Source organism: Actinosynnema pretiosum (assembly GCF_002354875.1).
GTDB lineage: Bacteria > Actinomycetota > Actinomycetes > Mycobacteriales > Pseudonocardiaceae > Actinosynnema > Actinosynnema auranticum.
Genome location: NZ_CP023445.1, coordinates 7,427,861 through 7,453,019, shown reverse-complemented (window position 1 = coordinate 7,453,019; position 25,159 = coordinate 7,427,861). Strand labels below are relative to the sequence as shown.

17 protein-coding genes (1 of these 17 only partly in view) are annotated in these 25,159 nt (G+C 74.7%); 8 read left to right on the top strand and 9 right to left on the bottom strand.

Going from position 1 to position 25,159, the window contains the following annotated elements:
- Nucleotides 1-17: 17 nt before the first annotated feature.
- From CNX65_RS31765 to yhjD, 6 genes are all read left to right on the top strand, one after another.
- Nucleotides 18-326, top strand: a complete 309-nt coding sequence (locus CNX65_RS31765) for a nucleotidyltransferase family protein (protein ID WP_096497031.1) — start codon at nt 18-20, stop codon at nt 324-326.
- Nucleotides 316-663 (top strand): HepT-like ribonuclease domain-containing protein, encoded by a 348-nt coding sequence (locus CNX65_RS31760; RefSeq protein ID WP_096497030.1) that lies wholly within the window; start codon nt 316-318, stop codon nt 661-663. The genes CNX65_RS31765 and CNX65_RS31760 overlap by 11 nt, the downstream gene beginning before the upstream one ends.
- 146 nt (nt 664-809) lie before the next feature.
- Complete coding sequence (locus CNX65_RS31755) at nt 810-3,326, top strand: bifunctional FO biosynthesis protein CofGH (protein ID WP_096497029.1); 2,517 nt, start codon at nt 810-812, stop codon at nt 3,324-3,326.
- Nucleotides 3,327-3,488: 162 nt separating this feature from the next.
- Complete coding sequence (locus CNX65_RS31750; RefSeq protein ID WP_157767925.1) at nt 3,489-3,791, top strand: hypothetical protein; 303 nt, start codon at nt 3,489-3,491, stop codon at nt 3,789-3,791.
- A 21-nt stretch (nt 3,792-3,812) separates the two neighbouring features.
- Nucleotides 3,813-4,832, top strand: coding sequence for a tryptophan--tRNA ligase (trpS, locus tag CNX65_RS31745; RefSeq protein ID WP_096497027.1), 1,020 nt, complete (start codon nt 3,813-3,815; stop codon nt 4,830-4,832).
- 144 nt (nt 4,833-4,976) lie between these two features.
- Nucleotides 4,977-5,996 carry an inner membrane protein YhjD gene (gene yhjD, locus CNX65_RS31740; RefSeq protein WP_096497026.1) on the top strand — a complete coding sequence of 340 codons (1,020 nt, stop codon included), beginning with the start codon at nt 4,977-4,979 and terminating at the stop codon, nt 5,994-5,996.
- A gap of 125 nt (nt 5,997-6,121) precedes the next feature.
- On the opposite strand, the gene CNX65_RS31735 is transcribed toward yhjD, so the two are convergent.
- On the bottom strand, nt 6,122-6,469 hold the full coding sequence (locus tag CNX65_RS31735; protein ID WP_096497025.1) for a hypothetical protein: 348 nt from the start codon (nt 6,467-6,469) through the stop codon (nt 6,122-6,124).
- Between the two features lie 26 nt (nt 6,470-6,495).
- Entirely contained in the window at nt 6,496-6,723 is a 228-nt protein-coding gene (locus tag CNX65_RS31730; protein ID WP_096497024.1) for an SCO4848 family membrane protein, read from the bottom strand.
- Between the two features lie 60 nt (nt 6,724-6,783).
- Here CNX65_RS31730 and CNX65_RS36510 point away from each other — a divergent pair, with 60 nt between their 5' ends.
- Nucleotides 6,784-8,964: a D-alanyl-D-alanine carboxypeptidase family protein gene (locus CNX65_RS36510; protein WP_096497023.1), complete on the top strand. Its 2,181-nt coding sequence runs from the start codon at nt 6,784-6,786 to the stop codon at nt 8,962-8,964.
- A gap of 293 nt (nt 8,965-9,257) precedes the next feature.
- On the opposite strand, the gene CNX65_RS31720 is transcribed toward CNX65_RS36510, so the two are convergent.
- The 5 genes from CNX65_RS31720 to CNX65_RS31700 all read right to left on the bottom strand — a co-directional run bounded on the left by CNX65_RS31720 (nt 9,258) and on the right by CNX65_RS31700 (nt 16,952).
- The gene (locus CNX65_RS31720) at nt 9,258-10,040 is read right to left on the bottom strand and encodes a succinate dehydrogenase iron-sulfur subunit (RefSeq protein ID WP_096497022.1); all 783 of its coding nucleotides are present in this window, start codon (nt 10,038-10,040) and stop codon (nt 9,258-9,260) included.
- Nucleotides 10,040-11,791 (bottom strand): succinate dehydrogenase flavoprotein subunit, encoded by a 1,752-nt coding sequence (gene sdhA / locus CNX65_RS31715; RefSeq protein ID WP_096497021.1) that lies wholly within the window; start codon nt 11,789-11,791, stop codon nt 10,040-10,042. The genes CNX65_RS31720 and sdhA overlap by 1 nt, the downstream gene beginning before the upstream one ends.
- Nucleotides 11,792-11,813: 22 nt before the next feature.
- Nucleotides 11,814-12,230 (bottom strand): succinate dehydrogenase hydrophobic membrane anchor subunit, encoded by a 417-nt coding sequence (locus CNX65_RS31710; RefSeq protein WP_015805147.1) that lies wholly within the window; start codon nt 12,228-12,230, stop codon nt 11,814-11,816.
- Between the two features lie 2 nt (nt 12,231-12,232).
- On the bottom strand, nt 12,233-12,655 hold the full coding sequence (sdhC, locus tag CNX65_RS31705; protein ID WP_015805146.1) for a succinate dehydrogenase, cytochrome b556 subunit: 423 nt from the start codon (nt 12,653-12,655) through the stop codon (nt 12,233-12,235).
- 220 nt (nt 12,656-12,875) lie between these two features.
- Entirely contained in the window at nt 12,876-16,952 is a 4,077-nt protein-coding gene (locus CNX65_RS31700; protein ID WP_157767924.1) for a hypothetical protein, read from the bottom strand.
- Between CNX65_RS31700 and CNX65_RS31695 the strand changes: the two genes are divergently transcribed.
- Nucleotides 16,942-17,319, top strand: coding sequence for a hypothetical protein (locus tag CNX65_RS31695; protein WP_157767923.1), 378 nt, complete (start codon nt 16,942-16,944; stop codon nt 17,317-17,319). The two genes, CNX65_RS31700 and CNX65_RS31695, sit on opposite strands and share 11 nt — an antisense overlap.
- A 600-nt stretch (nt 17,320-17,919) precedes the next feature.
- Here the strand turns inward: CNX65_RS31695 and CNX65_RS31690 are convergent.
- Both CNX65_RS31690 and CNX65_RS31685 read right to left on the bottom strand, forming a co-directional pair.
- Nucleotides 17,920-19,188: a YrhB domain-containing protein gene (locus CNX65_RS31690; protein WP_096497018.1), complete on the bottom strand. Its 1,269-nt coding sequence runs from the start codon at nt 19,186-19,188 to the stop codon at nt 17,920-17,922.
- Nucleotides 19,185-25,159 carry the 3' end of a toxin glutamine deamidase domain-containing protein gene (locus tag CNX65_RS31685; protein ID WP_096497017.1) on the bottom strand. 22,405 nt of this gene lie beyond the right edge of the window, so the window shows 5,975 of its 28,380 coding nt (coding positions 22,406-28,380); its start codon lies off the right edge, out of view; the stop codon is at nt 19,185-19,187. The genes CNX65_RS31690 and CNX65_RS31685 overlap by 4 nt, the downstream gene beginning before the upstream one ends.

The window sequence follows — 25,159 nt, the reverse complement described above, 5'->3', positions numbered from 1 at the left end:
GGGTGGGAGGTGAGGTCGTGCACGAGGCGATCGCGACCAGGCTGGCCGAGGTGCGGGACCTGTGCCGCGCGCTCGGGGTCCGCCGCCTCGACGTGTTCGGCTCCGCCCTCGGCGACGCGTTCGACCCCGAGTCCAGCGACGTCGACCTGCTCGTCGAGTTCGACGCCCGGCCGGGGTTCGACCACTTCGGCAGCTACTTCGCGCTCCGCGAGGGCCTGGAGCTGATCTTCGGGCGGCCGGTCGACCTGGTGAGCAGCGCGGGCATCCGCAACCCGTACTTCCGGCAGCGGGTGATGGAGAGCCGGGAGCAGGTCTATGCCGCGTGACCCCCGCACCTACCTCTGGGACGCCCGGCAGGCGGTCGGCCTGCTGCGGCGGTTCGGCGCCGGGAAGGCGTTCGCCGACTACCAGGACGACCCGATGCTGCGGTCGGCCGTCGAGCGGCAGTTCGAGATCGTCGGCGAGGCGCTCAACCAGCTCCGGAAGCTCGACGCCGAGCTCGCGGCGCGCATCCCCGACGTCAACCGGATCGTCGCCTTCCGCAACATCCTGATCCACGGCTACGCCTCGGTCGACGACGCGCTGGTGTGGCAGACCCTCACCGACAAGGTCCCGGTCCTGGAGACCGCGCTCGACGACCTGCTCGACGGGGCCGGCGGCTGACCGGCCACTGGTGCGACCGGGTGACTCCGCTGCGTGACCGCAGCCCTGCGGGTCCCCCGTGACCAGGTCGGCGTGCGCCAAACCCGCTGCGGCGATCATCACGCTCCGCGCCCGCCGGGGAATACCCTCCGCCTAGGCTCGTTGACGTGCCCGTGGACATCTCGATCACCCCGCCCTCCCCGGCGCCCGGCGCCGCCGCCATGCGGCGCGCCCTGCGGCGGGCCGCCGACGGGGCCGTGCTCGACGCCACCGAGGCCGCCGTCCTGCTGCACGCGCGCGGGGACGACCTCGACTCGTTGCTGGCCTCCGCCGCCAAGGTGCGGGACGCGCACCTGCTCGCCGAGGGGCGGGCCGGGGTCGTCACCTACAGCCGCAACGCGTTCATCCCGCTCACCCGGCTCTGCCGGGACCGGTGCCACTACTGCACGTTCGCCACCGCCCCGCACAAGCTCGACGCGCCCTTCCTGGAGCGCGACGAGGTCGTCGCCATCGCCCGCGAGGCCGCCGCCGCCGGGTGCAAGGAAGCGCTCTTCACCCTCGGCGACCGGCCCGAGGACCGGTGGCACCAGGCCAAGGAGTGGCTCGACGCGCGCGGCTACTCGTCCACGCTCGACTACCTGCGCTCGTGCGCCATCGCGGTCCTCGAAGAGACCGGGCTGCTGCCGCACCTGAACCCCGGCGTGCTCAGCTGGGAGGAGTTCCAGCGGTTGCGGCCGGTCGCGGCCAGCATGGGCATGATGCTGGAGACCACCTCCGAGCGGCTCTGGCGGGAGAAGGGGCAGCCGCACCACGGCAGCCCCGACAAGGAGCCCGCCGTGCGACTCCGGGTGCTCACGGACGCGGGGCGGGTGAACGTGCCGTTCACCACGGGCATCCTCATCGGCATCGGCGAGACCATCGCCGAGCGGGCCGAGTCGCTGCTGGCCATGCGGGCCGTCGCGCGCCAGTACGGGCACGTGCAGGAAGTGATCATCCAGAACTTCCGGGCCAAGCCCGACACCGCCATGCGCTCCATGCCCGACGCCGACCTGCGCGAACTGGCCGCCACCATCGCCGTCGCCCGGCTGGTCATGCCGTCCACCACCAGCGTCCAGGCCCCGCCGAACCTGGTCGGCGACGAGTTCGGGCTCATGCTCCGCGCCGGCATCGACGACTGGGGCGGCGTGTCGCCCGTCACGCCCGACCACGTCAACCCCGAGCGCCCGTGGCCGCAGGTCGACCGGCTCGCCGAGGTCACCCGCGAGGCCGGGTTCGAGCTGCGCGAGCGGCTGGCCGCCTACCCCCGGTACACCCGCGCCACCCCCGGCCAGTGGATCGACACCCGGCTCACCGCGCACGTCGCCGCCCTCGCGGGCGAGGACGGGCTGGCCCAGCCGGACGCGCCCGTCGTCGGCCGCGAGTGGCAGGAGCCCGACGCCGCCGACACCACCGGGCGCGCCGACCTGCACACCGCCGTCGACACCGAGGGCCGCACCGGCGACCGGCGCGGCGACTTCGACAGCGTCTACGGCGACTGGTCCGCGCTGAGCGTGCCCAAGGCGGTCGAGCGCCTCCCCGAGGACACCGCCCGCGCCCTGCGCCTGGCCGCCGACGCCCCGCACCGCCTCCTCGACGACACCGGCGCCGCCATGGCCCTGCTCACCGCCGACGGGCCCGCCCTGGAGGCCATGGCCCGCCTCGCCGACGACCTGCGGGCCGACGCCGTGGGCGACGACGTGACCTACGTGGTCAACCGCAACATCAACTTCTCCAACGTCTGCTACGTCGGCTGCCGCTTCTGCGCCTTCGCCCAGCGCGAGCGCGACGCGGACGCGTTCCGGCTGTCCACCGACGAGGTCGCCGAGCGCGCCCACGAGGCCTGGCTGGAGGGCGCCACCGAGATCTGCATGCAGGGCGGCATCGACCCCCGCCTGCCGGTGACGTACTACGCCGACGCCGTGCGCGCCATCAAGCGCCGCGTGCCGGGGATGCACGTGCACGCCTTCAGCCCCATGGAGATCGTCAGCGCCGCCGCCAAGGCGGGCGCCAGCGTCCGCGACTGGCTCACCGAGCTGCGCGAGGCGGGCCTGGACACCATCCCCGGCACCGCCGCCGAGATCCTCGACGACGACGTCCGCTGGGTCCTCACCAAGGGCAAGCTGCCCACCGCGACCTGGCTCGACGTCGTCGGTACCGCGCACGAGCTGGGCATCCGCTCCTCGTCCACGATGATGTACGGCCACGTCGACCACCCCGGCCACTGGCTCGGCCACTTCCGCGTCCTGGCCGGCCTGCAGGACCGCACCGGCGGCCTCACCGAGTTCGTCGGCCTGCCGTTCGTGCACCGCAACGCCCCCATCTACCTGGCGGGCGTCGCCCGGCCCGGCCCCAGCCGCCGCGACAACCGGGCCGTGCACGCCTTCGCCCGCATCGCGCTGCACGGCCGGGTCCCGAACATCCAGTGCTCCTGGGTCAAGCTCGGCGACGAGGGCACCGCCGAGGTGCTGCGCGGCGGGGCCAACGACCTGGGCGGCACGCTCATGGAGGAGACCATCAGCCGCATGGCGGGCTCCGAGCACGGCTCCGCGCGCAGCACCGCCGAGCTGGCCGCCACCGCCGCCCTCGCGGGCAGGCCCGCCCGCCAGCGCACTACGACGTACGGCCCAGTGGGGGTCGCCGGGTAGACCCCGGGTGCGAGCGCCGGGGCGGTCGTGGCTAGGGTCTGCGCCTGGCCGAGGTTTTACCTGAAGAGAACACAGCAGCCCAACAGCTTCTGTAGGTTCACGGCCGTCCGTCAACGAAGTTCGCCCGTAACGGTGACGCGGTGTGGGTGAGGAGGCACGGCTGTGCGCGGTCGTGGTGCAGCAGCAGTGGGTGCGGCGGTCAGCGCGCTGACGGTGCTGGCGGGCCAGGGCACTGCCCTGGCGGCCGACACCGCGGTCGCGGCGGGCCCGCTCGACGCCCCCGTCGCGTTCGGCGCGGTCGGGCTGGGTGCGGTGGGCATGGTGCTCGGCGTCATCCGCTTCTTCCGCAAGCGCGAGGTCCCGACGCCCGCGGCCCTGCCGGTGGTGCAGGTGCAGCAGGCGGTGCAGCCGACGGCGGTCGAGCCGCTGCCCGGCGACGTCAGGCCCGCCCCCAAGGCCGCCTGACCCGGCTGGGACACTGGTCCCGTGTCGGAATCAACCGCAGCAGCACCGGTCAGCCGTCCACGGGTCCTCTCCGGCATCCAGCCGACGGCGGGTTCGTTCCACCTCGGCAACTACCTCGGCGCGCTGCGGCAGTGGGTCGCGCTGCAGGACACGCACGAGGCCTTCTACTGCGTCGTCGACCTGCACGCCATCACCGTCGAGCAGGACCCCAAGGTGCTGCGGGCCAACACCCGCGTCTCGGCGGCCCAGCTCCTCGCGCTCGGCATCGACCCCGAGCGGTCCGCGCTGTTCGTCCAGTCCCACGTGCCCGAGCACGCCCAGCTCGGCTGGGTCATGCAGTGCCTCACCGGGTTCGGCGAGGCCAGCCGGATGACCCAGTTCAAGGACAAGTCGGCGCGCGCCGAGTCGGCCATCGGCGTCGGCCTGTTCACCTACCCGATCCTGCAGGCCGCCGACATCCTGCTGTACCAGGCGCACCACGTGCCGGTCGGCGAGGACCAGCGCCAGCACCTGGAGCTGACCCGCGACCTGGCGCAGCGCTTCAACAGCCGGTTCGGCAAGACGTTCCGGCTGCCCGACCCGTACATCGTCAAGGACACGGCGAAGATCTTCGACCTGCAGGACCCGACGTCGAAGATGAGCAAGTCGGTGCCCGCGGGCGTCGTCGAGCTGCTGGAGGACCCGAAGCGGTCCGCCAAGAAGATCCGCTCCGCGGTCACCGACACCGGGCGCGAGATCGTGTACGACCCCGAGAACAAGGCGGGCGTGTCCAACCTGCTGGTGATCTACTCCGCGCTGACCGGGCGGTCGGTGGACGAGCTGGTCGCCGACTACGACGGCAAGGGCTACGGGGACCTCAAGAAGGACCTCGGCGAGGTGTTCACCGAGTTCGTGACGCCCGTCCAGGCCAAGGTCGCCGAGTACCTGGCCGACCCGGCCGAGCTGGACAAGGTGCTCGCGCGCGGTTCCGAGCGGGCCCGCGAGGTCGCGTCGAAGACGCTGGCGCGCGCGTACGAGAAGGTCGGCTTCCTGGCGGGCTGACGCCCCCGGAGGCGCTCCGCGCCCGAGGCCGGCCCCCGCTCGGGGACCGGCCTCGCCGCCGTTCTGCGGCCCCCGCCGGAGATCGCGCGCACATCACCTGGATGCCGAGTGGCGGCTGGTCAGAGCGCCGACTAGCTTGCGGACGTGGCGGAATCGAAGCCGGACGCGGCGGAGTCGAAGATCGACCGGCTGCGCGCCCGGTACCCGTGGCTCGACCACGTGATCAGGGCGGGCGTCCGCTACACCGAGCGGTACGGCACCCACTACGCGGCGGCGGTCACCTACTTCAGCGTCCTGTCGCTGGTCCCCCTGCTGATGATCGGCTTCGCCGTCGCGGGCATCGTGCTGACCTCCCAGCCCGCCCTGCTGGAGGACCTGCGCGGCGCGATCACCGAGGCGGTGCCCGGCTCGCTCGGCGACACGCTCAACGAGGTCGTCGGGCAGGCCATCGACTCCAAGGGCACGGTCGGCGTGTTCGGCCTGCTCGGCGCGGCCTACTCCGGGATCGGCTGGATCACGAACCTGCGGGACGCGCTCACCGCCCAGTGGGGCTACCCGAAGGCCGACCTGCCGATCGTCAAGACCGCCGTGCGGGACCTGTTCGCGCTGATCGGGCTGGGGATCGCGCTGGTGGTGTCGGTCGGCATCACCGCCGTCGGCAGCGGGTTCGCGCACCTGGTGCTGCGCGGGATCGGGCTGGACGGCGTGTGGTGGGCCGAGGCGCTGCTGCGGGCGGGCACGATCGTGCTCGGCCTGGCCGCGAACTGGCTGGTGTTCCTGTGGGTGCTGGCGAAGCTGCCGCGCAAGCCGGTGTCGTGGCGCAGCGCCATGCGCGGCGCGGCGGTGACCTCGGTCGGGTTCGAGCTGCTCAAGCAGGGCGGGTCGATCTACCTGGGGATCATCGGCACCTCGCCGACCGGCCTGGCGTTCGGCCCGCTGATCGGTGTGCTGGTGTTCGCGAACCTGCTGGCGCAGTTCATGCTGTTCATGGCCGCGTGGACCGCGACGGCGAAGGAGAACGTGCTGCGCGACCCGCCGCTGCCGCCGCCACCGGCGGTGATCCGGCCGGTGGTCGAGCTGCGGAAGGCGCCGACGCCCGGCGCGACGGTCGGGCTGCTCGGGGCCGGGGTGCTGATCGGGGCGCTGTTCCGGCGCAGGCGCTGAGCGCGGGCGCCGGGCGCGGGGGGAGTGGGTGCCGCGGGAGCGGGCGCCGGGGCGCTGAGCCGCGGCGGCGGGCTGTCGCGGCCGGGCGCGGCGGGGTGCCGCTCGCGCCCGGCGGACGTGGCCCGCTAGCGCCAGAACACCGCGACGGCGGTCTCCAGCACGACCAGGCCGCCCAGGGCCGGGGCCAGCCACGTCGCGACCTGCTTCTTGCTGAGGTTCACCGCGACCAGGCCCGCCAGCACCACCAGCAGCGCCAGCTTCACGCCCATCTTCACGACGTCGTAGTCGCGACCGGTCAGCGGCGCGAGGCCGATCAGCGCGACGCCGGTGACCAGCTGGAGCCCGCTGCCGTGCAGCCAGCCCTTGTTCAGCGGCCCGTTCGCGCCGACGCGCCGCTGGATGAAGAACATGGCCACGAGCATTCCCATGCCGAGCAGGTGCAGGAACACCAGCAGCAGGCGGACGAAGTCCACGGTGGAGCCTCCAGGTGTGGTGGGGGTTAGCGGCGGCGGGCTGCCAGCAGGCCGCGCGCGCCGAGCACGCCGATGATCGTGCCGAAGACCAGCGACGCGATGACGAGCACCAGGTGCACGGTGAAGAACGCCGTCGGCCCCGAGTCCCAGGAGCGCTCGTCCTTCCAGATGTTGCGCAGGAAGTTCGGCCAGATCACCCACGACCAGATCCCGAAGGCCAGCAGGAACGCGGACGTGCCTCGGGAGAGCTTCACCCGTTCAGTATCCGACGTGGTGGGTGCGACGCCCGCAACCGGGGTGGATAGCCTGGACGGGTGCGTTCCCCCGCGTCCCGAAGGTCCGCAGCCGCCTTCGTGCTGGCTGCGTGCGCGCTGCTCGCCAACGCCGCGCTCGTCGCGCCGCAGGCGGCAGCGCAGCAGACCACGTGCGAGAACAGGGTGTCGCCGCCCCCGGCGGTGGACACGTCCGAGGATGTGCCCAGCGGCGCCCGCCCACCGGAACCGCTGGAGGTCCCCGACCCGCCGATCGGGGGTGACCGGATGGGCGAGTGCGGCCCCGTGCTGCCCGAGGGGGCCCCGAGGGCGCCCAGCGGCATCACGGCCAAGACCTGGCTCGTCGCGGACATGGACAGCGGAGCCGTGCTCGCGGCCTACGACCCGCACGGCAGGCAGCGGCCCGCCTCGGTGATCAAGGTCCTGCTGGCGATGGTGGCGGCCAAGGAGCTGCCGCTGGACTCGCAGATGACCGCCATCGAGGAGGACACCGAGCAGGAGTGCACCTGCATCGGGCTGAAGGCGGGCAACACCTACACCGTCGAGCAGCTGCTCCAGTCGCTGGTCATGGCGTCCGGCAACGACGTCGCCAACGCGCTGGCCAGGCGGCTCGGCGGCCTGCCCAGCGCCATCCGCAAGATGAACGCGCTGGCCACCGAGCTGGGCGCCCGCGACACCAGGGCCATCACCCCGTCCGGGCTCGACGCCCCCGGCACCAGCACCTCCGCCTACGACGTGGCGCTGATCTTCCGCGCCGCGATGAAGTACCCCGACTTCGCCAGGGCGATCGCCACCCAGCGCATCGAGTTCCCGGCCGAGGAGGGCGGCACCAAGCCGGTCATCAACGACAACCGGCTGATGACCTCCTACGCGGGCGCGCTCGGCGGCAAGACCGGGTTCACCGACGACGCCCAGCACACGTACGTGGGCGCGGCCGAGCGCGACGGCAGGCGGCTCGTGGCCGTGCTGCTGCGCGCCCAGCAGCAGCCCCTGCGCACCACCGACCAGGCGGCGAGGCTGCTCGACTACGGCTTCTCGCTGCCCGCGAGCACCACCGTCGGCAAGCTGGTCGACGGGGCCCCGCAGGCCAAGCGGAAGACCACGGCGGCCAACCCGACGCTCGCGGCGCCCGCGCCGGGGCAGACCGCGGACGAGGGGGGCGACCCGGAGCCGACGTCCACCATGGGCCGCGCCTTCGGCAACGTCGGCGGGCCGCTCACGGCGCTCGCCGGGCTGGGGGTGCTCGGCGGGCTGGTGGTGTACCTGCGCGCGAAGCGGGCACGGGCGGCACGCGCGAAGCGCGCGGCGGCAGCGGCGGCTCCGGGGGCGGGGGCGGCTGGCGCTGGTGCGGCGGGCGCGGCCTCGCCGGGTGCTGGCACGGCTGGTGCTGGCGCGGTTGGCGCGGCTTCGCCGGGCACTGGGACGGCCGGTGCCGGCGCGGTTTCGCCGGGCGCCGGTGCTCCGGGCGCTGGTTCGCAGGCTTCGGGCCCGGCGGGCGTCACGGGCCCGCCGCCGCCCGGTGAGTTCCCGGTCGGCCGACCCGCCCCGGACCACGGCCCCGCGGGCCAGGCGCCGACCGGGCAGCCGGGCCAGCCGCCGAGCAGGGCGAGCCGGGAGATCCCGGCGGGCCAGGTCCCGACCGGTCCGTCCGCGCCGACCCAGTGGGTGAGCACGCAGGGCCCGCAGACGGCGAAGATCCAGACCGGCACGCCGCCGGTGGCCGAGCCGGGGACCCCGGCGCCGTCGCCCGCCGACCAGGCCGCGAGGGCCGCCCAGCAGGACGCGCCCGCGCAGCCCCGGACGCCGGGGTCGGAGGCGGTCACCCGCGAGGTGAGGCTGTCGCCGCCGTCGGACGCGACCCGCGAGCTGACCCAGTCGCACCCTGTCCTGCCCAAGCCGGAACCGGCCACCCGCGAGGTGCGGCAGCAGCCCCAGCCGCCTACTGTCCAGCCCCCGGCCACGCAGCCCCCGGCCACGCAGTCGCCGACCGCTCAGCCCTCGACCGCCCAGCCGCCGGTTGCCCAGCCACCAGCCGCGCAGCCGCCTGCCCAGCCCCAGCCGCCGGTGGCGCCGCCGGGCGGCCGGACCATGCCGGTGCGCCGGGAGGGCGCCGTCCAGGTGCCCGGCTGGCCCGCCGAGCAGTTCGAGCCCGACGAGGCGCCCGAGCGCAAGGCCCCGGCCCCGGAGCCGGACCCGAAGCCGGACTGGCCCAAGCAGGACTGACCCGAGCAGGACCGGCCCGAGCAGGACCGCCGCAGCTCGACCACCCCGGCGGACCCACCGGCGGCAGAACCCACCAGCGGCGGGCCCCCGAGCGGCGGAACACCGGCGAAGGCTCCGGAGCACAGGCTCCGGGGCCTTCGCCGTGCTCGGGGAGCGGGGCGGCCGTGGTCAGCGGCCCCGCACCACCCCCTCAGCCGTCCTCAGCGCCCCGGAAACCCCGAGGGGGCGGCCCCGGTCCGAATCGGACCGGGGCCGCCCCCTGGAAGCTCCTGCGGCGCTCGCGCGCCTCGGCGTCACACGCGCTTGAACAGCAGCGCGCGCTTCACCTCCTGGATCGCCTTCGTCACCTGGATGCCGCGCGGGCAGGCGTCGGTGCAGTTGAAGGTCGTGCGGCAGCGCCACACGCCGTCCACGTCGTTCAGGATGTCCAGCCGCTCCTCCGCGCCCTCGTCGCGCGAGTCGAAGATGAAGCGGTGGGCGTTCACGATCGCCGCCGGGCCGAAGTACGTGCCCTCGGTCCAGTACACCGGGCACGACGTGGTGCAGCAGGCGCACAGGATGCACTTGGTCGTGTCGTCGAACCGCTCCCGGTCCGCGATGGACTGGATGCGCTCGCGGGTCGGCTCGTTCCCGTACGTCACCAGGTACGGCTTGACCGCCTTGAACGCCTCGAAGAACGGCTCCATGTCGACCAGCAGGTCCTTGTGGACCGGCAGGCCCTTGATGGGCTCGATGGTGATCGTGGTCGGCTTGCCGCCCGACGGCATGAGGTCCTTCAGCAGGACCTTGCACGCCAGGCGGTTCACGCCGTTGATCCGCATCGCGTCCGAGCCGCAGATGCCGTGCGCGCACGACCGGCGGAACGTGAGCGTCCCGTCGATGTACCACTTGACGTAGTGCAGCAGGTTCAGCACCCGGTCGGACGGCAGCGCGGGGATCTCGAAGGAGTCCCAGCGCGGCTCGTCGTCGAACTCCGGGTTGAACCGGCGGACCTTCAGCGTGACGGTGATCGCGCCGTCCGGCACCGGGGGCTGGGAGCCGCGCGAACCCGTGGAAACCTCAGCGGTAGCGGTCATCAGTACTTGCGCTCCATCGGCTGGTACCGGGTGAACGTGACGGGCTTGTAGTCCAGCCTGATCTCGGCGGACATGCCCTCACCCTGCTTGTAGTACATGCTGTGGCGCATGAAGTTCGTGTCGTCGCGGGTCGGGTAGTCCTCGCGGGCGTGCCCGCCCCTGGACTCCTTGCGCGCGAGCGCGCCCACGACCAGAACCTCGGCCAGCTCCAGCAGGAAGCCCAGCTCGACGGCTTCCAGCAGGTCCGTGTTGAACCGCTTGCCCTTGTCCTGCACGGTGATCCGCTGGTACCGCTCCTTCAGCGCCTGCACGTCGTTCAGCGCCGTCTTGAGCGTGTCCTCGGTGCGGTACACCGACGCGTTCGCGTCCATGGTGGCCTGGAGCTCGGTGCGGATGTCCGCGACGCGCTCGTGGCCGTGCTCGGACAGGGCCAGCGCCACCTGCGCCTCGACGCCCGCCGCCGGGTTCTCCGGCAGGTCGACGTGCTCGTGCGCCAGGGCGTACTCGGCGGCGGCGATGCCCGCGCGGCGGCCGAACACGTTGATGTCCAGCAGCGAGTTGGTGCCCAGGCGGTTCGCCCCGTGCACCGACACGCACGCGCACTCGCCCGCGGCGTAGAGGCCGGGGATCACGTTGTCGTTGTCCCGCAGCACCTCGCCCAGCACGTTCGTGGGGATGCCGCCCATCGCGTAGTGCGCGGTCGGGTACACCGGCACCGGCTCGGTCACCGGGTCGACCGCCAGGTAGGTGCGGGCGAACTCGGTGATGTCGGGCAGCTTGGTCTCCAGGACCTCGGCGCCCAGGTGCGTGCAGTCCAGCAGCACGTAGTCCTTGTTCGGACCCGCGCCCCGGCCCTCCAGCACCTCCAGGGCCATCGACCGGGCGACGATGTCGCGCGGCGCCAGGTCCTTGATGGTGGGGGCGTAGCGCTCCATGAACCGCTCGCCGGAGGCGTTGCGCAGGATCGCGCCCTCGCCGCGCGCGCCCTCGGTGAGCAGGATGCCCAGGCCCGCGAGGCCGGTCGGGTGGAACTGGTAGAACTCCATGTCCTCCAGCGGCAGGCCCTTGCGGAACACGATGCCCATGCCGTCGCCGGTCAGGGTGTGCGCGTTCGAGGTGGTCTTGAAGACCTTGCCGAACCCGCCGGTCGCGAACACGACCGACTTGGCCTGGAACACGTGGATCTCGCCGGTCGCGAGCTCGTACGCCACGGCGCCGGTGCAGACCGGGCCGTCCTCGGTCTCGGTCAGGCAGATGTCGAGGACGTAGAACTCGTTGTAGAACTCGATGCCGTGCTTGACGCAGTTCTGGTACAGCGTCTGCAGGATCATGTGACCGGTGCGGTCCGCGGCGTAGCAGGCGCGGCGCACGGCGGCCTCACCGTGGTTGCGGGTGTGCCCGCCGAACCGGCGCTGGTCGATCTTGCCCTCGGGCGTCCGGTTGAACGGCAGGCCCATCTTCTCCAGGTCGAGGACCGCGTCGATGGCCTCCTTCGCCATGATCTCGGCGGCGTCCTGGTCGACCAGGTAGTCGCCGCCCTTGATCGTGTCGAAGGTGTGCCACTCCCAGTTGTCCTCCTCCACGTTCGCCAGCGCGGCGCACATGCCGCCCTGCGCGGCGCCCGTGTGGGACCGGGTGGGGTAGAGCTTGGTGAGCACCGCGGTGCGGGCGCGCTGGCCCGACTCGATGGCGGCGCGCATACCCGCGCCACCAGCCCCGATGATCACGACGTCGTACTTGTGGAACTGCATGTCGGTGTGCTCCCGCGCCGGGTCAGTTGGTGGTGGCGATGCCGGGATCGAACGTGAACACCACGTACGTCCCCGTCACGATGATCAGGACCATCGACACGTAGAGCAGCATCTTCAGCCAGAAGCGGGTGGCGTCCTTGCGGGCGTAGTCGTTGATGACCGTCCGCAGCCCGTTGCCGCCGTGGATCTGGGCGAGCCACAGCATGGCCAGGTCCCAGATCTGCCAGAACGGCGAGGCCCAGCGGCCCGCGACGAAACCGAAGTTGATCCGGTGCACGCCGCCGTCGAGGATGTTCATGATGAACAGGTGGCCGAGCACCAGCACGAGCAGCGCCACGCCGGACAGGCGCATGAACAGCCAGCTGTAGAGCTCGAAGTTGTTGCGCCGCGCCGCGGGCCTGCGCGGGGTGCGGGGGCGGTCGAGAGCCAGTTCGCTCATGATCAGTGACCCCCGAACATCTCGGTGACCGTGCGGACCATCATGAAGTACGTGCCGGGGATCATGACCGCGACCCAGATGCCGAGGATGGTCCACAGCATCGCGCGCTGGTGCTTCGGGCCCTTGGCCCAGAAGTCGACCAGCATGACCCGGACGCCGTTGAGGGCGTGGTAGAGGACCGCGCCGACCAGGCCGACCTCGAAGAGGTTCACCAGCGGGGTCTTGTAGGTCTCGATGACCGCGTCGTAGTCGTTCGGGGACACCCGCACGAGCGCGGTGTCCAGAACGTGCACGAACAAGAAGAAGAAGGTCAGAACGCCGGTGATGCGGTGGGCGACCCAGGACCACATGCCCAAGTCGCCTCGGTAGAGCGTTCCGCCTCCACGGGAGCTGCCCGCCCGCCCGGTTGCGGTGGTGCCGGCCATTCACGGCCTCCAGCGTCAGTGGTGGATTGGTCCCGTGAGCCGAGGTGGGCGGGACCTTGACGCACGGGATGCTAGTCGCGCAAGAGGCAAGCGTCCCAATAGTCGGACCTGTCTGTGACTGACGAGACACGGCGTGGTGGCTTTCCGTGTTCTCCCTTACCCCACCGGAGGGTGACGCTCACCTCCAGGGTGAACGGATCGTCGCGCAGCGCCGGAGGGCCTACCGGCCCTCCGGGTCGTATTCCACCACGGGGACGCCGTGCGCGCCCGCCACCGACCGCAGCTTCGTGGTCGTCGACTTGTCCAGACCGCTGGAGGGCAGCGCCAACCGCTCCACGTCCCGCGACAGGTCGATCCCGCCGCACACGTGCGCCGCGATCACCGGGGCCGTCGCCCGCCACACCGCGTCGTGCGCGCCCTGCCGCTCCGGCCGCTGGCCGGTGGCCGCCGCCAGCACCGCGCGCGCGTGCCGCTCGCCCACCCCGCCCTCGGACAGCAGCGCGTGCAGCAGCTCCACCGGGCTCGACGTCGGCGCGCCCCGCCCCGTGTGGCTGAAGTACGCCCGCCGCCGCGCCTCCGGCTTCAGCAGCAGGTGCGCCTCGCCCCGCACGGGGTCCGCCCGCAGCCGCAGCGCGTGCGCGTGGTCGGGGTGCACCAGCCCGGTCGCCTCGCCCACCAGCGGCCCCAGCTCCCGCCGGTCGACGCACTGCGCGTCCCACTCGTAGCGCCCCACCGGCCCGACCTGCCCGCCCGGCGCGGTCCAGAACGCGAACGCGTGGTCGCCTGCCAGCAGCTGCTCCAGGTGCGCCGCCCGCCGCCGCGCCCGCTCGGCCGTCGCCTGCGGCCCGGACAGGTCGAACCCGCTCTCCCGCAACCCCTCCAGGCTCCTGCGGTCCACCCGGCGCAGCCCCGCCTCGGCGGGCACCGGCAACCGGGCCCCGCGCAGCCGCAGCGCCCCGCCCGCGTCCGCCGCCAGCACCTCGCGGGCCCGCAGCGTCACGGTGATCGGCGCGGTCGCGAACCAGTCCTCCACCCGCTCCAGCACCGCCTCGGGGAACTGGTTGCCGCACAGCGGCGACAGCCGCGCCAGCACCTCCTGCCGCAGCGCCTCCGCGCCCGTCCCGCTGCGCAGCCGCACCGACCGCAGCAGCAGGTGCTGCCGGGGCGTCAGCGCGCCCGCCGCGGGCGAGCCGGGGAACGGCACCACGTCCGGGTCGGTCGACGTCCGCCCCGGCGCGCCGGACTCGCGCGACTGCGCCGACGAGGTCCTCGGCAGCGCCTCCCGCAGCTCCCGCAGCACCTCGGCCGCCGCCGGGGACAGCGCCAGCAGCCCGTTCTCGCCGCCCGCGCCCAGCGCGTCCCGCACCACGTGCACCAGCCTGCGCAGCCGCTCCGGGCGCGGACCGGGGTCCACGTCGGCGGCCAGCGCGAACCCGCCGCGCTCCCCGGCCTCCGGGCGCAGCACGCCCGCGTACACCTCGCCCCACGCCTCGGCCAGCAGCTCCGCCTCGCAGCGCAGCCGCAGCAGGTCGAACGCCTCCACCGGCGCGATGCCCGCCTGCTCGGCCACCGCGACCACCCTGGTGGCCGCCGTGGTCGCGTCCAGCGCCCCGGCCAGGTGCGCGCGCAGCGGGTCGTCCGACACCAGCGCCACGGCCAGCCGCACGACCTCCTTGCCCGCTGGCGACCCGTCGCCCTCCAGCAGCCTCGGCACGCCCGCCCGCAGCACCTGCCTGGCCAGCACCGGCTTGAGCGGCACGTCCCGCCACGCCGCGGCCATGTCCGCCGCCGCACCGTCCACCGCGGCGGCCAGCGCCACCGCGTCGCGCTGCGGCGGCGTCAACCGGTCCACCCCGGACGCCGCCGGGATCAGCCTGCCGCCCGGCGACAGGCGGGGCCTGCCGTCGAGCACGTCCGCGACCCGCCCCAGGTGCTGCGCCACGGTCTGGTCCCGGTGCCCGCGCGCGTCCGGGTCGGCCAGCGCGTCCCGCACCGCCCCCACCCGCTGCGCCCACTCCAGCACCCGGTGCGCCGCCGACGGCCCGCGCGGCGCCACCAGCCCGCCGGAGCGGATCTGCTCCAGCAGCCTGCGCCACACGCCCAGCAGCGCGTTCTCCCGCTCCAGCCCGTGCTCGAGGCCCGCGACCCGCTCGGCCAGCACGACCCGCTCCGCGCCGGGCCCGCTCAGGTCGGCGCTGTGCCGACCGGCGCCTGCCACCAGCAGCGTCTCCACCCGCGCGCGCAGCGTCGTGTCCAGCAGCGCCAGCTCCCGGCGGCCGGTCGCCAGCAGCGCCCTCGCCACCACCAGCCGCCGCTCGGTCGCGCTGATCGCGTGCCGGACGTCGACCGACTCGGTCGACTCCTTCGGGGCCACCGGCGCGGGGGCCACCGCGATCACCGCGCGGCGGCGGCGCTCCGGCTCCGGCTCGCCCTCGTCGTGCGCGGCCCCGGACAGGTCGTCGCCGCCGGACACCGCGCTGATCTCCGGCAGCGGCGCCGCCGACCCGGTGCCGACCAGCCTGCGCAGCTGCCGGGACACCAGCAGCCGCAGCAGGTTCGTCACCGCGTCCGCGCGGGCCTGGCCGGTCTCCACCGCGTTGCCGAACACGCCCGGCACGGTGTTGCCGTAGCCGGTGACGGTGATCCGCGCGGGCGCCAGCCCGTTCGCGTGCCGCCACACCGCCGAGTGCGCCAGGCGCAGCGCGATCGGCTCCATCGCGGCCTCCGCGCCCAGCTCCGGCACCGCCGAGCCCCTCGGGAACGACACCGCGACCGGGCGCACCTCGGCCAGGTTGCCGTCCTCGCTGTTGGCCGGGCGGCCACCCGAGCCGACCGCGCCGATCAGGCCCGTGCTCACCGGCTGCGCGTCGCGGTCCTCGGCCGTCGTCGCCAGCGCCCGCGCCGCCGCCTCGGCGGCCGTGCCGCCCTGGTCGTGCAGCACCAGCGCCAGGTGCGCCACGTCCGGCACGGCGGGCGCCGAGCCGGGGCCGCCGAACCGGACCGCCATGCCGTGCGCCTCGTGCAGCAGCGTCGCCAGCCGGTGCGGTGCCAGCGGCAGCTCCAGCACCGCCAGGCTCAGCTCGCCGCCCTCGGCGCGCAGCCGCTCCGCCGTCACCGCCAGCTCCTCGCCGGGCGGCACCAGCGTCGGGTGCGCGTTCGGCCGGAACCGCAGCATCGGGTTCTGCGCCATGGTCGCGGGCAGCACGGGCGTCGCCGTGCCCCGGTCGTCCACCCGGTACGCGCCGCGCTGGTGCCTGCCGGGGACCAGCGCGGCCAGCTCCCGGTCGTCCACCACGAGCGTGTCGGCGCTGCCCGCCAGGTGCAGGTGGAACGCGTCGTTCAGGTCGACGGCGGGCCGGAAGCCCTCGGTCGTGGCGACCTCGACGACACCGCCCTCGCGCAGCCGCACCCAGCCGGACGCGATCTGGTCGGCGAACTCGGCCTCCTGCGCCGCGTGCTCCTCGACGCGCGTGCTGTGCCGCTGCCGCACCCGCTCCACGGTCGCCGGGTCCAACCCGGACAGCTCGCCGGGCGGGGCGGGGGAGAAGTGCGCGAGCAGGCCGATGGTCTCCGGGCGCGCGCCCAGGTGCAGGTCCAGGTCCGTGACGGTGCGCCCGCCGAGGCCCTCCGGGCGCACCACGGCGCCCTGGAACAGCCAGGCCAGCGCGTCCGGGTTCGCGGTCGGCACGTCGAAGCTCAGCGAGGTGTTCTTCGCCAGCGCCTGCAACCGCAGCTGGTCCACCGGGGGAACGCCGAACTCGTCGCGCAGCCGCTGCGGGGTGAGCCGCTGCTCCTGCGGCTCGTCGCCTGCGCCCCACCCGCCCTTGACCGGCTCGGTCGCGGTCGCCATCGCGCGGGTCAGGTGGTCGACCAGCCACAGGTCCGCCGGGCGCAGCTCGCCGACCGCGCTGGGCGCGGTGCCCGCCGTGTCCGGCAGGCCGAGGAAGTGGCCGACCTCGTGGGCGAGCCTGCGGCTGCCGGTGCCGGACGGCCAGGTCAGCTGGCCGGGGCGGCCCCGGTCGGTGACCACGATGCTGGCGTGCGCGGACGCGGGGCTGTCGGTGAACTCGACGGTGACGTGGAACTGCTCGCCGCCGGGCAGCCGGTTGCCCCGGTTGAACAGCTCCTCGACGCCCAGGCAGGCGCGGGCCTCCAGGTCGGGGGCGAGGGTGTCCAGGTGCAGGCGCACGGTGAAGTCGCGCACCGGGGAGCCGTCGGCGGTGAAGTCCCTGATGTCGCAGGCGATCGGGCCGCGCCACGGGTAGCCGGTGGCGCCGTCCGGGGTGGTGACCGGCACCTCCTGCGGGCCGTCGCCGTCGCCGCGCACCCAGGCGGTGGCGGGGGTGGCGGCGCGGACCTCGGCGATGGAGTCGGGCTGGACCGGGGACTCCGGGGCGAACCAGGCGGCGCCCGGCGCGGTGGCGGGGGCGGCGGGGGCGGCGGGCTGCGCGGCGAAGGCGGCCGTGGGCGCGGAGGAGGCGGGGCCCGCGGAGAGGTGGCCCGAGGAGGCTTGGCTTGTGGAGGCTTGGCCTGCGGGGAAGTGGCCCGAGGAGGTGAGCCCCGAGGAGGCGGGGGCCGAGGGGGTGGACGCCGAGGGGGTGGGCGCTGCCGAGGCGCGCCCCGCTGAAGCGCGCCCCGCTGAAGTGTGGCCTGCGGTGGCGTGACCTGCTGAGACGGGGCCTGCTGAGGCGTGGCCTGCGGCGGGTGTCGTGGTGGCGGTGGGCTGGGGGGCGGTGGCGCGCCGGGGCGTGGCCCGCGCGGCGATCGAGCCGTCCCCGGTGGGCTGCCCGGTCGCGCCGGAGGCGACCTGACCCGACTTCGGCAGGTGCGTCGTCGCCTGGTGCTGGCCAGACGTAGGGGTCCGGCTTCCGGCAGCCTGACGGCCCGCCGCGGCGCGTTCACCCTGTCCGGATGACGCCAGTTGCCGAGTCGGTGACTCAGCGTCAACGCCCGCGGTCGCGGGCGCCCACGGCTGGCGGGAGGGCGCGGCCCGTCCCCCCTGCGTTGTCGCGCCCGCGTCCGCCGTGCGGCGGCGCGAGCCGTGGGCGTCGGTCACCGGGGGCATTTTGCCTTCGATGAACCGGGAAGTGGATGTGCTGTTGGTCTCGGTCCCCACCACGCCTGCCGGGTCGCCTAGCGCCGTCCCCGCGGGCGCCCGAGCTTTTCCAGGCGGCACCGGAGGTACGGAGGTAGTACTGGATCTGCACCCATGCTAGTCGCTCGAACGAGACAATTTTTTCCACGAGCCGGGGGAACCCCCGCGACTAGCGGTAGTGGATCACGTGGAGGCCCAGCAGCCCCTCGTCCGTCAGCACCGGCGGCTCCGGCCGCGTCCCGTCCGCGAGCTGCACCCCGCCCTCCGCGCGCCGCCCGTTCAGCAGGTGCCCCACCGTCTCCCGGCCCCTGCGGTCCCTGCGGCGCACCCACACCAGCGCGGTCCGCCCGACCTCCATGCCCGCGAACTCGCCGAACACCCCGGCCCAGCCCAGGTGCGTGCTCACCCCGGTCACCTGGCCCAGCTCCGCCGCCGTGTGCCCGATCCACGCCGCGTGCGACGGCGCGGGCGGCGCGTCCAGGCCCGCCGCGTCACCGGCGTCCCAGCGCTCCAACCACGGCCACGGGTCGGCGTTCGGCAGCGCGAACGGCGCCCGGTCCGACTCCTTCGGGACCACCAGCGCGGCGTCCAGCATCTGGTACCGCAGGTCGTCGGAGTCCCGGTAGGCGGCCGTCGTGCAGGCGAACAGCCAGCCCCGGCTCAGCTCGTCCTCCGGCGACGGGTCCACCAGCACGACCTCGCCCGCCCCGTACGCCTGCGCCAGGTGCTCCTCGGCGCGCCGCACCGCCGCCTCGAACCCCAGCAGCTCCACCGGCGGGCGCGGCCGGTGGAAGCGGGCCAGCACCAGCTCCTTGACCGCCACCACCTCCAGGTCCGCGGGGCCGCCGCGCATCCCGTCCAGCACCACCACGCCGTCCGGCCCGTGGTGCGCGTACAGCAGGTGCCCGGTCACCTCGGCGCCCGCCAGCTCCCGGCGCACCCACACCACGCCCCTGGTGTCCTCGCCGCCGTCGCGCAGCGCCGCGACCGCCGCCTCCCAGTCCGGGACCGCCGACACCTCGGCGTGCGGGAAGTGCCAGGCCCGCAACCGGTCCCACCAGCCGGGCAGCTCGTGCTCCGGCCGCCACGGCACCACCGACGCGGGCCTGCGGTCCACCAGCGCGTCCACCGCCACCACCGAGCCGCGCGCGTTCAGCCGCCACACCCAGTCCGCCGGGTCGGTCATCGCGCGCGCCGCAGGCTGCCCGTCGACCAGGTCCAGCACCGAGAACGGGTCGTCGTTCGGCAGCGGGAACGGCTGCCCGCCGTCGCCGGGCACCGCCAGCGCGGCGGCCAGCATCGGCTCGTCCGACCCGGTGTAGCGGCAGCCGAACACGGTGTGGGCGGGCGTCACCAGCACGGCGTCGCCCGAGGGCTCCACCGCGCCGCCGTACACGTGGTCGAGCCACCGCTCGGCCGTGCTCCGTGCCTGTGTCACGCCTGCCCCGTCGTGCTCTGGCCGCCGGTGACCGGGAGGTCGGGCAGCGGGATGTACTGGATCAGCTTCGCGTCCCGGTCGAACCGTCCGGGGAGGTGGCTCTGCCCGTCGTAGGTCACGAGCGTGCCCGCGGCGTTCCAGGCGTTCGTCACGTGCGCCGTCCCGTCGTACCGGGTGACCGCGACCGTGATGTGCCTGCCGACGCCGCCCTGCAGGTAGTCGAGCAGGTCGTGGAAGCTCTCCACGTCCACCAGCTCGGCGCCCGCCTCCCGCTGGACGTACGGGTCCGTCGTGGGCCCGGACATCGGCGGGGCCGACGTCGGCACGCCGTGCATGGTGCGGTGCACGGCCACCACGCAGCGCGTGCAGTTGTAGTTGTGGCCGGGGATCTTCGCGTCGAACGGGTCCCGGTTCACCACCGCGAGGCCGGGCACGTGCTGCTCGGTCCAGGCGCGCGCCGACACCATGTCGGGGAACGCGCCGAGGTGCACGACGCCCTTGGGCAGCCACTTGGCCAGCTCGGCCTGGTGCCTCGGCTCGTGCCGCGCGTCCAGGTCGGCCTTCAGCGCCGTCTCGGCCGCCTTGTGCTCGGCCGCCAGGGTGTCCTGCAGGAGCTTGCGCTCGTCCGCCGACGCGTTGTCGGCGTCCTGCTCGGCCTGGGCGCGCTCGGCGGCGTGCCTGGCCATCAGCTCCTGGCCGAGGCGCTGCCGGTGCGCCTCCTGAGCCTGCTGCGTGTCCTGCTCGAACCGCTGCCGCTCGCCCGCCTGGCGCATCAGCACCTGGCGCTCCGCCTCCTGGCGCTCGGCGTTCTGCTCGGCGGTCAACCGCTGTTCGAGCTGCTGCCGCTCCGCGTTGTGGCGCTGCATCACGTCGTTCCACGCCCGGTTCGGGTCGAACATCCCCGGCGGGGCCTGCGTGACCTGCTGCTGGATCCACATCCGGGCCCGCTGCGCGTCCTCCTGCTGGTGGCGCCCCAGCTCGGCGACGACCTGCTGGCGGTGGGCCTGCTGCCGGTTGCCCAGCTCCTGGCTCGCCCGCTGGTAGTCGGCGGACTGGCGGGCGGTGAACGCGGCGACCGCGTTGGCCAGCTCCTGCTGCTGGCCGGCGAGCACCGCCTGCTCGGTCTGCCCGATCTCGGCGGCGTGCCGCGCGCCCAGCTCGGCCAGCGCCGTGCCCCGCTGCTGCGCGAGGCGGGCGTCCAGCTCGGCGACCGCCGTGGCCGCCTCGGTGGTGTGCCGCTGCTCCAGGGCGGCCAGCTCGGCGACCCGCTCGGCGTTGAGCTGGGCGGCGAGCGCGATGGCCGCCCGGTTGCGCTCGGCCTTCCGCTCGGCGGCGGTCGGGACCGGGTCGAGGTCCATCACGTCGGGGTCGGCCTGGTCCTTGGCCGGGCTGGCGGGCGCGGTGTCGAGGTCCATCGGGTCGGAGAAGGCCTGCTGGTCCGCCCAGGACGGCGGGAGCAGGCTCAGCGAGCCGAACGCGGACGGGGACAACCGGGGGCTGCGCGGCGCGGTGAACGGCTCCACCGGCCCGCGCGGGACCGCGACCGGCGCGACCGCGGGCGTCTCGGCGACCGGGTCGGTCGCCGAGGGGGACTCGGTGGGCGTCTCGGTGGCGGGGGCGCCGGTCGCCTGGTCGTCGGCGGAGGTCTCGACGTCCGCGTCCTCGACGACCGAGCCCGCGACGGTCGCGCCCTCGACGGCCGGTTCGGCGTCGGCGGGCTCGACGGCAGCGGGCTCGACGGCCGCCGGTTCGGTGATCGCCGGTTCGACGGCCGCCGGTTCGACGACGGCCGCGTCCGCGACAACCGCGTCCGAGGTGGTCGTGTCCGCGACAACCGCGTCCGTGGCAACCGCGTCCGTGGTCGTGTCCGCGACAACCGCGTCCGTGGCAACCGCGTCCGTGGCAACCGCGTCCGGAGTGGCCGCGTCCGTGGCAACCGCGTCCGTGACAGCCGTGTCCGTGGCAGCCACGTCCGGGGTGGTCGTGTCCGCGACAACCGGGTCCGGGGTGGGCGCCGGGTTGCTCAGCTCCCAGTCGACGTGCACGTCGGTGCCGTCCGCGCGACCGCCCTCGACGCCGGTGGCCCGAATCCCGTGCAGCGCCAGCGCGCCCGCGACCTCACCCGCCTGCGCCCCGGACACGGTGACCACGACCGACTCGTACCCCTGCCGCTCGCGCACGGCGTTGGTCTTCCGCAGGTCGGCCGCCAGCGCGGTCACCCGCGCCGGGTCGAAGCCGCCGTCGGGCTCGACCGCGAACGACCGCTCGGGCAGCTGGTTCGCGGCGTCGAGGCCGTCGCCCTCGCGAAGACCGGCGCTCACCTGGTCGGTGGCAGCCGTTCCACCGGTCTCCACCGGCGAGGCGCCGGTGAGGGTGGTCTCGAACTCGGCGAACTCGGTGTCGAACTCCTCCTGGATGGTCGCCATCGGGGTGAAGCCCGTCGCGGGGCGGCCCGTTCCCGCCACCGCGCGCTCGGCGCTCGGGGAGCGCTCCGCCGGGGACTGGGACTGGGGCTGGGGCTCGGTGGCCACCGGGGTGAGCGGACCGCTCACCGGCGTGACGTCGGCCGTCAGCGCGGTGCTCGGGATCTCGCCGTTGGACACCAGCGGGGCGGGCGTCAGCGTCCCCTTGGAGACCGCCGCCCCGTTGGAGACCGGCGCGCCATTGGAGACCGGCGTCCCGTTGGAAGCGGGCACCCCGTTGGAGACCGGCGTCCCGTTGGAAGCGGGCACCCCATTGGAGACCGCCGCACCGTTGGAAGCGGGCACCCCGTTGGAGACCGGCGTCCCGTTGGAAGCGGGCACCCCATTGGAGACCGCCGCACCGTTGGAAGCGGGCACCCCGTTGGCGGGCGCCGTCCCGTTCGTGGCAGGCGTCCCATTGGTGGCCGCTGCCCCGTTGGCAGCCGCAGTGCCGTTGGTGACCGCCGTCCCGTTCGACTCCGGCGTCACGACCGCCGGGGCCCCGTCGCCCGTGGCCCCGGCGCCCGGCGGCGTGCCGCCGCCCGGCTGGGTGGGCGCGGTCGGCGGCAGGGCCGGGGCCACGGGGGCGGTGCGGGCGGCGTTGTACGCGTCCACCTGCTGCTCCACCGCGACCTTCGCCGCCCACCACTCGTCGCGCTTCAGCGCGGCCTCGGCCCGCTTCTCGTGCAGCTCGGCCTCGACCTCGCGGATCAGGGCCTGCTGCGCGACCTGCTTCGCCAGCTCGGCCACCACCGCGGCGCCCTCGGCGTCCCGCTGCCCCTCGGCGCGCGTGACCGCCTCCCGGCGCTCGGCGGTCGCCCGCTCGGCCTCGGCCAGGGCGTCGGACCGGGCTTCCAGCACCCCGCGACCCTCGGCCAGCGCGATCTCGGCGTCCTCCGCCCGGTCCTCGGCGGCGCGGGCCTCCCGCACCGCCCGCTGCGCGGCCTCGGCGCGGTCCAGGGCCGCCTCCACCAGCCGCACCCGGCGCTCCGCCAGCGCGTGCGCGGCCTCCAGGGCCGACACGTCCTCGCCGCGCGCCCGCGCGGCCTCCAGCGCCGCCCCGGTCCGACCGAGGGTCGGCGCGACGACGTCCAGGGTGCCGCGCAGCCGCGCGACCACCTCGCCCGTCGGCCGGGACAGGTCGGCCGCGTGGCCGAGGTCCGCCAGGGACCGGTTCGCCTCGACCAGCTCGGCCTCGGCGCGCGCCCGCGCGTCCGCCGCCTCGACGGCCAGCGCCCGCTCGGACTCCGCCCGCTCCCGCAGCCCGGCCACCCGCTCGGCCTCGGCGTCCCGCACCGCCCGGACATCCGCCTCGGCCTGCTCGGCACGCGAGAGCACCGCGCCCTCGTCCCGGAGCCGCGTCCCGGCCCCGACCTGCCTGATCCGCGCGGCCTCCTGGTCGGCGCGGGCCGCCGCCAGCACCGGCGCCGCCTCGTTGATCTTGTCCTGCGCGTCGTGCCTGGCCTTCTCGACCGCCTTCTCGGCCTCGCGCCACGCCTCGTCGGCCTTCTTGACCTCGGCCTGCGCGCTGTCCAGCCCGTCGCCGAACCGCTGGCCCAGCAGGATCTCGGCCTCGGCCGCGGGCACCCGCAGCGACGCCGACCCCGGCACCGACAGGTCCACCACGGACGTGCGCCCGTCCACGGTGGCCACGACGCGGTACTCCACGTCGAAGTCCACCAGGCCGGACGTGCCCTGCGGCTTGCGGTCGGCGGACCGGGTGTCGGTCGGGCCGCCGGACAGCGCCTGCGAGTCCTCGGCGGACCGCTTCACCTCGACGCCGCTGAACGACGGGTTCATCGTGTTGGCCGGATCGGCGCCCTGCTTGATCAGCACGGTGCCCGCCGCCGCCCCGACCGACACGTCGGCCGCCATCGCGACCTTCGCGTCCCCGGTGCTCGCGTACGCCTGCCCCTGGGAGCCGCCCATGCCGACGCCGTCGCTGACGCTGCTCAGGTTCGGGTTGGCGACCCGCGCGTAGACCTTCACGTCCGCGTGCTGGCTCAGCAGCAGCGCCGCCTCGTGCAGCGCCGGGACCTCCAGCGCCCCGCCGGTCATGCCGGGCAGGTGCGGCTGCAGGGTCTCCGAGGCCAGCGCGGAGTACAGCGTGTTCAGCGTGCCGGTGCCCTTGCCGGTGATGCCGTCCTTGGCGCCCGCGCCCCGCAGCGCCGTCAGCGCCGCCTCGCGCAGGTCCCGCGCGCCCCGCAGGCTCTCGACCGTGGCGGTCGGCGGCAGCGCGACCGCGCCGCCCGCCTTCTGCCACGCCGCGACCGCGTCCGCCGCGCCCTGGCTCGCCGGGCGCTTGGTCGCGGTCGACGCGTACGGCGCGGCGGCCGGGCCGCCCGCGATCCGCTGGTTGTCCGCGAACGCCCGCAGCCTCAGGTCCTGCGGCTGCCCGGTGGCGGTCGCGACGACCTGGTCGCCCTTCTCCACCACCAGCTCGAACTCGACCGGCACGTCGTAGCGCGCCGCAGGCCCGCCGCCGCTGTGCGAGGCGCTGAACTGGGTGGTCAGCGAGGTGTTGACCGAGGTGCTCTTGGACTGCCCGATGTTCGCCGAGACGAACGCGCCGGTGTTGCCGGACACCGTCGGGTGCGCGCTGCCGGGGATCACGGTGCCGTTGGTGCGCACGCCGACGCCCCAACCGCTGTCCCGGCCGAAGCCGGACGAGGTCTTGCTGGAGCCGCCGACCGAGTGGTCGATCCCGACCCCGTCGTTGACCACGTCCACGAACTTCGGCGTGCCCGCCTTCGCCTTCAGCGTCACCTGGAAGGTGTCCTTGCCGAACACGCCCGGCTGGTGCAGCAGCAGCGGCACGCCGCCGTCGAGCGCGCCGTCGATGAGCGCCTTCACGCTCGTCGGCGAGGTGAAGTCGGCCAGGCGCTGGAGGTTGTTCATCGAGTCGCGCAGCACCGAGTCCGGCACGAGCGCGTCGCCCACGAGCTTCCCGGTCTTCGCGTTGACCGCGTCGATGAGCGCCTTCACCTCGCCGGACAGGTCCGGCGGGGTCTCCAGCGCGCTCAGGCCCAGCGCGCCGGGCTCACCGGCGGCCAGCGTCCTCGGCGGCGCGAGGTGCCGGTCCACGGTGGGCAGGTCGCGCGTGGTGGGCTCGGGCAGCACGCCCAGCTTGCGCGCCTCGGCCTCGGTGACCCTGGCGAACACCGCGCCGGGCAGCGAGACGTCCACCCCCGCCGTGCGCAGCCGCCCGTCCGCGATCACGTTGACCTTCTGGCTCTCGGCGACCAGCGCCACGTCGGCGTCGAACTGCACGAGCACGGTGCGCGCGCTGTCCGGGTGCGAGGTGGTGCGGTCGACGTTGCCCGCCAGCTCCGAGCCCTGCGTCTCGGACTTGCCCCACACGGTGTACCGGCCGGTGACGGCCGGACCGGCCAGGCCCGAGACCGGGGCGGCCGTGCCGGGGGGAGCGGGGACCGGGGCCGGGCGCGCGGAGACCGCGATGCCCGCCGTCAGGTCCACCGACTTCGCGGTGCTGCTGGTGTAGCCGGCCT

Coding starts and splice junctions, on each gene's coding strand:
- CNX65_RS31760 (WP_096497030.1), top strand. CDS start 316: ATGCCGCGTGACCCCCGCACCTACCTCTGGGACGCCCGGCAGGCGGTC.
- CNX65_RS31720 (WP_096497022.1), bottom strand. CDS start 10,040: ATGACCGCTACCGCTGAGGTTTCCACGGGTTCGCGCGGCTCCCAGCCC.
- sdhA (WP_096497021.1), bottom strand. CDS start 11,791: ATGCAGTTCCACAAGTACGACGTCGTGATCATCGGGGCTGGTGGCGCG.
- CNX65_RS31710 (WP_015805147.1), bottom strand. CDS start 12,230: ATGAGCGAACTGGCTCTCGACCGCCCCCGCACCCCGCGCAGGCCCGCG.
- sdhC (WP_015805146.1), bottom strand. CDS start 12,655: ATGGCCGGCACCACCGCAACCGGGCGGGCGGGCAGCTCCCGTGGAGGC.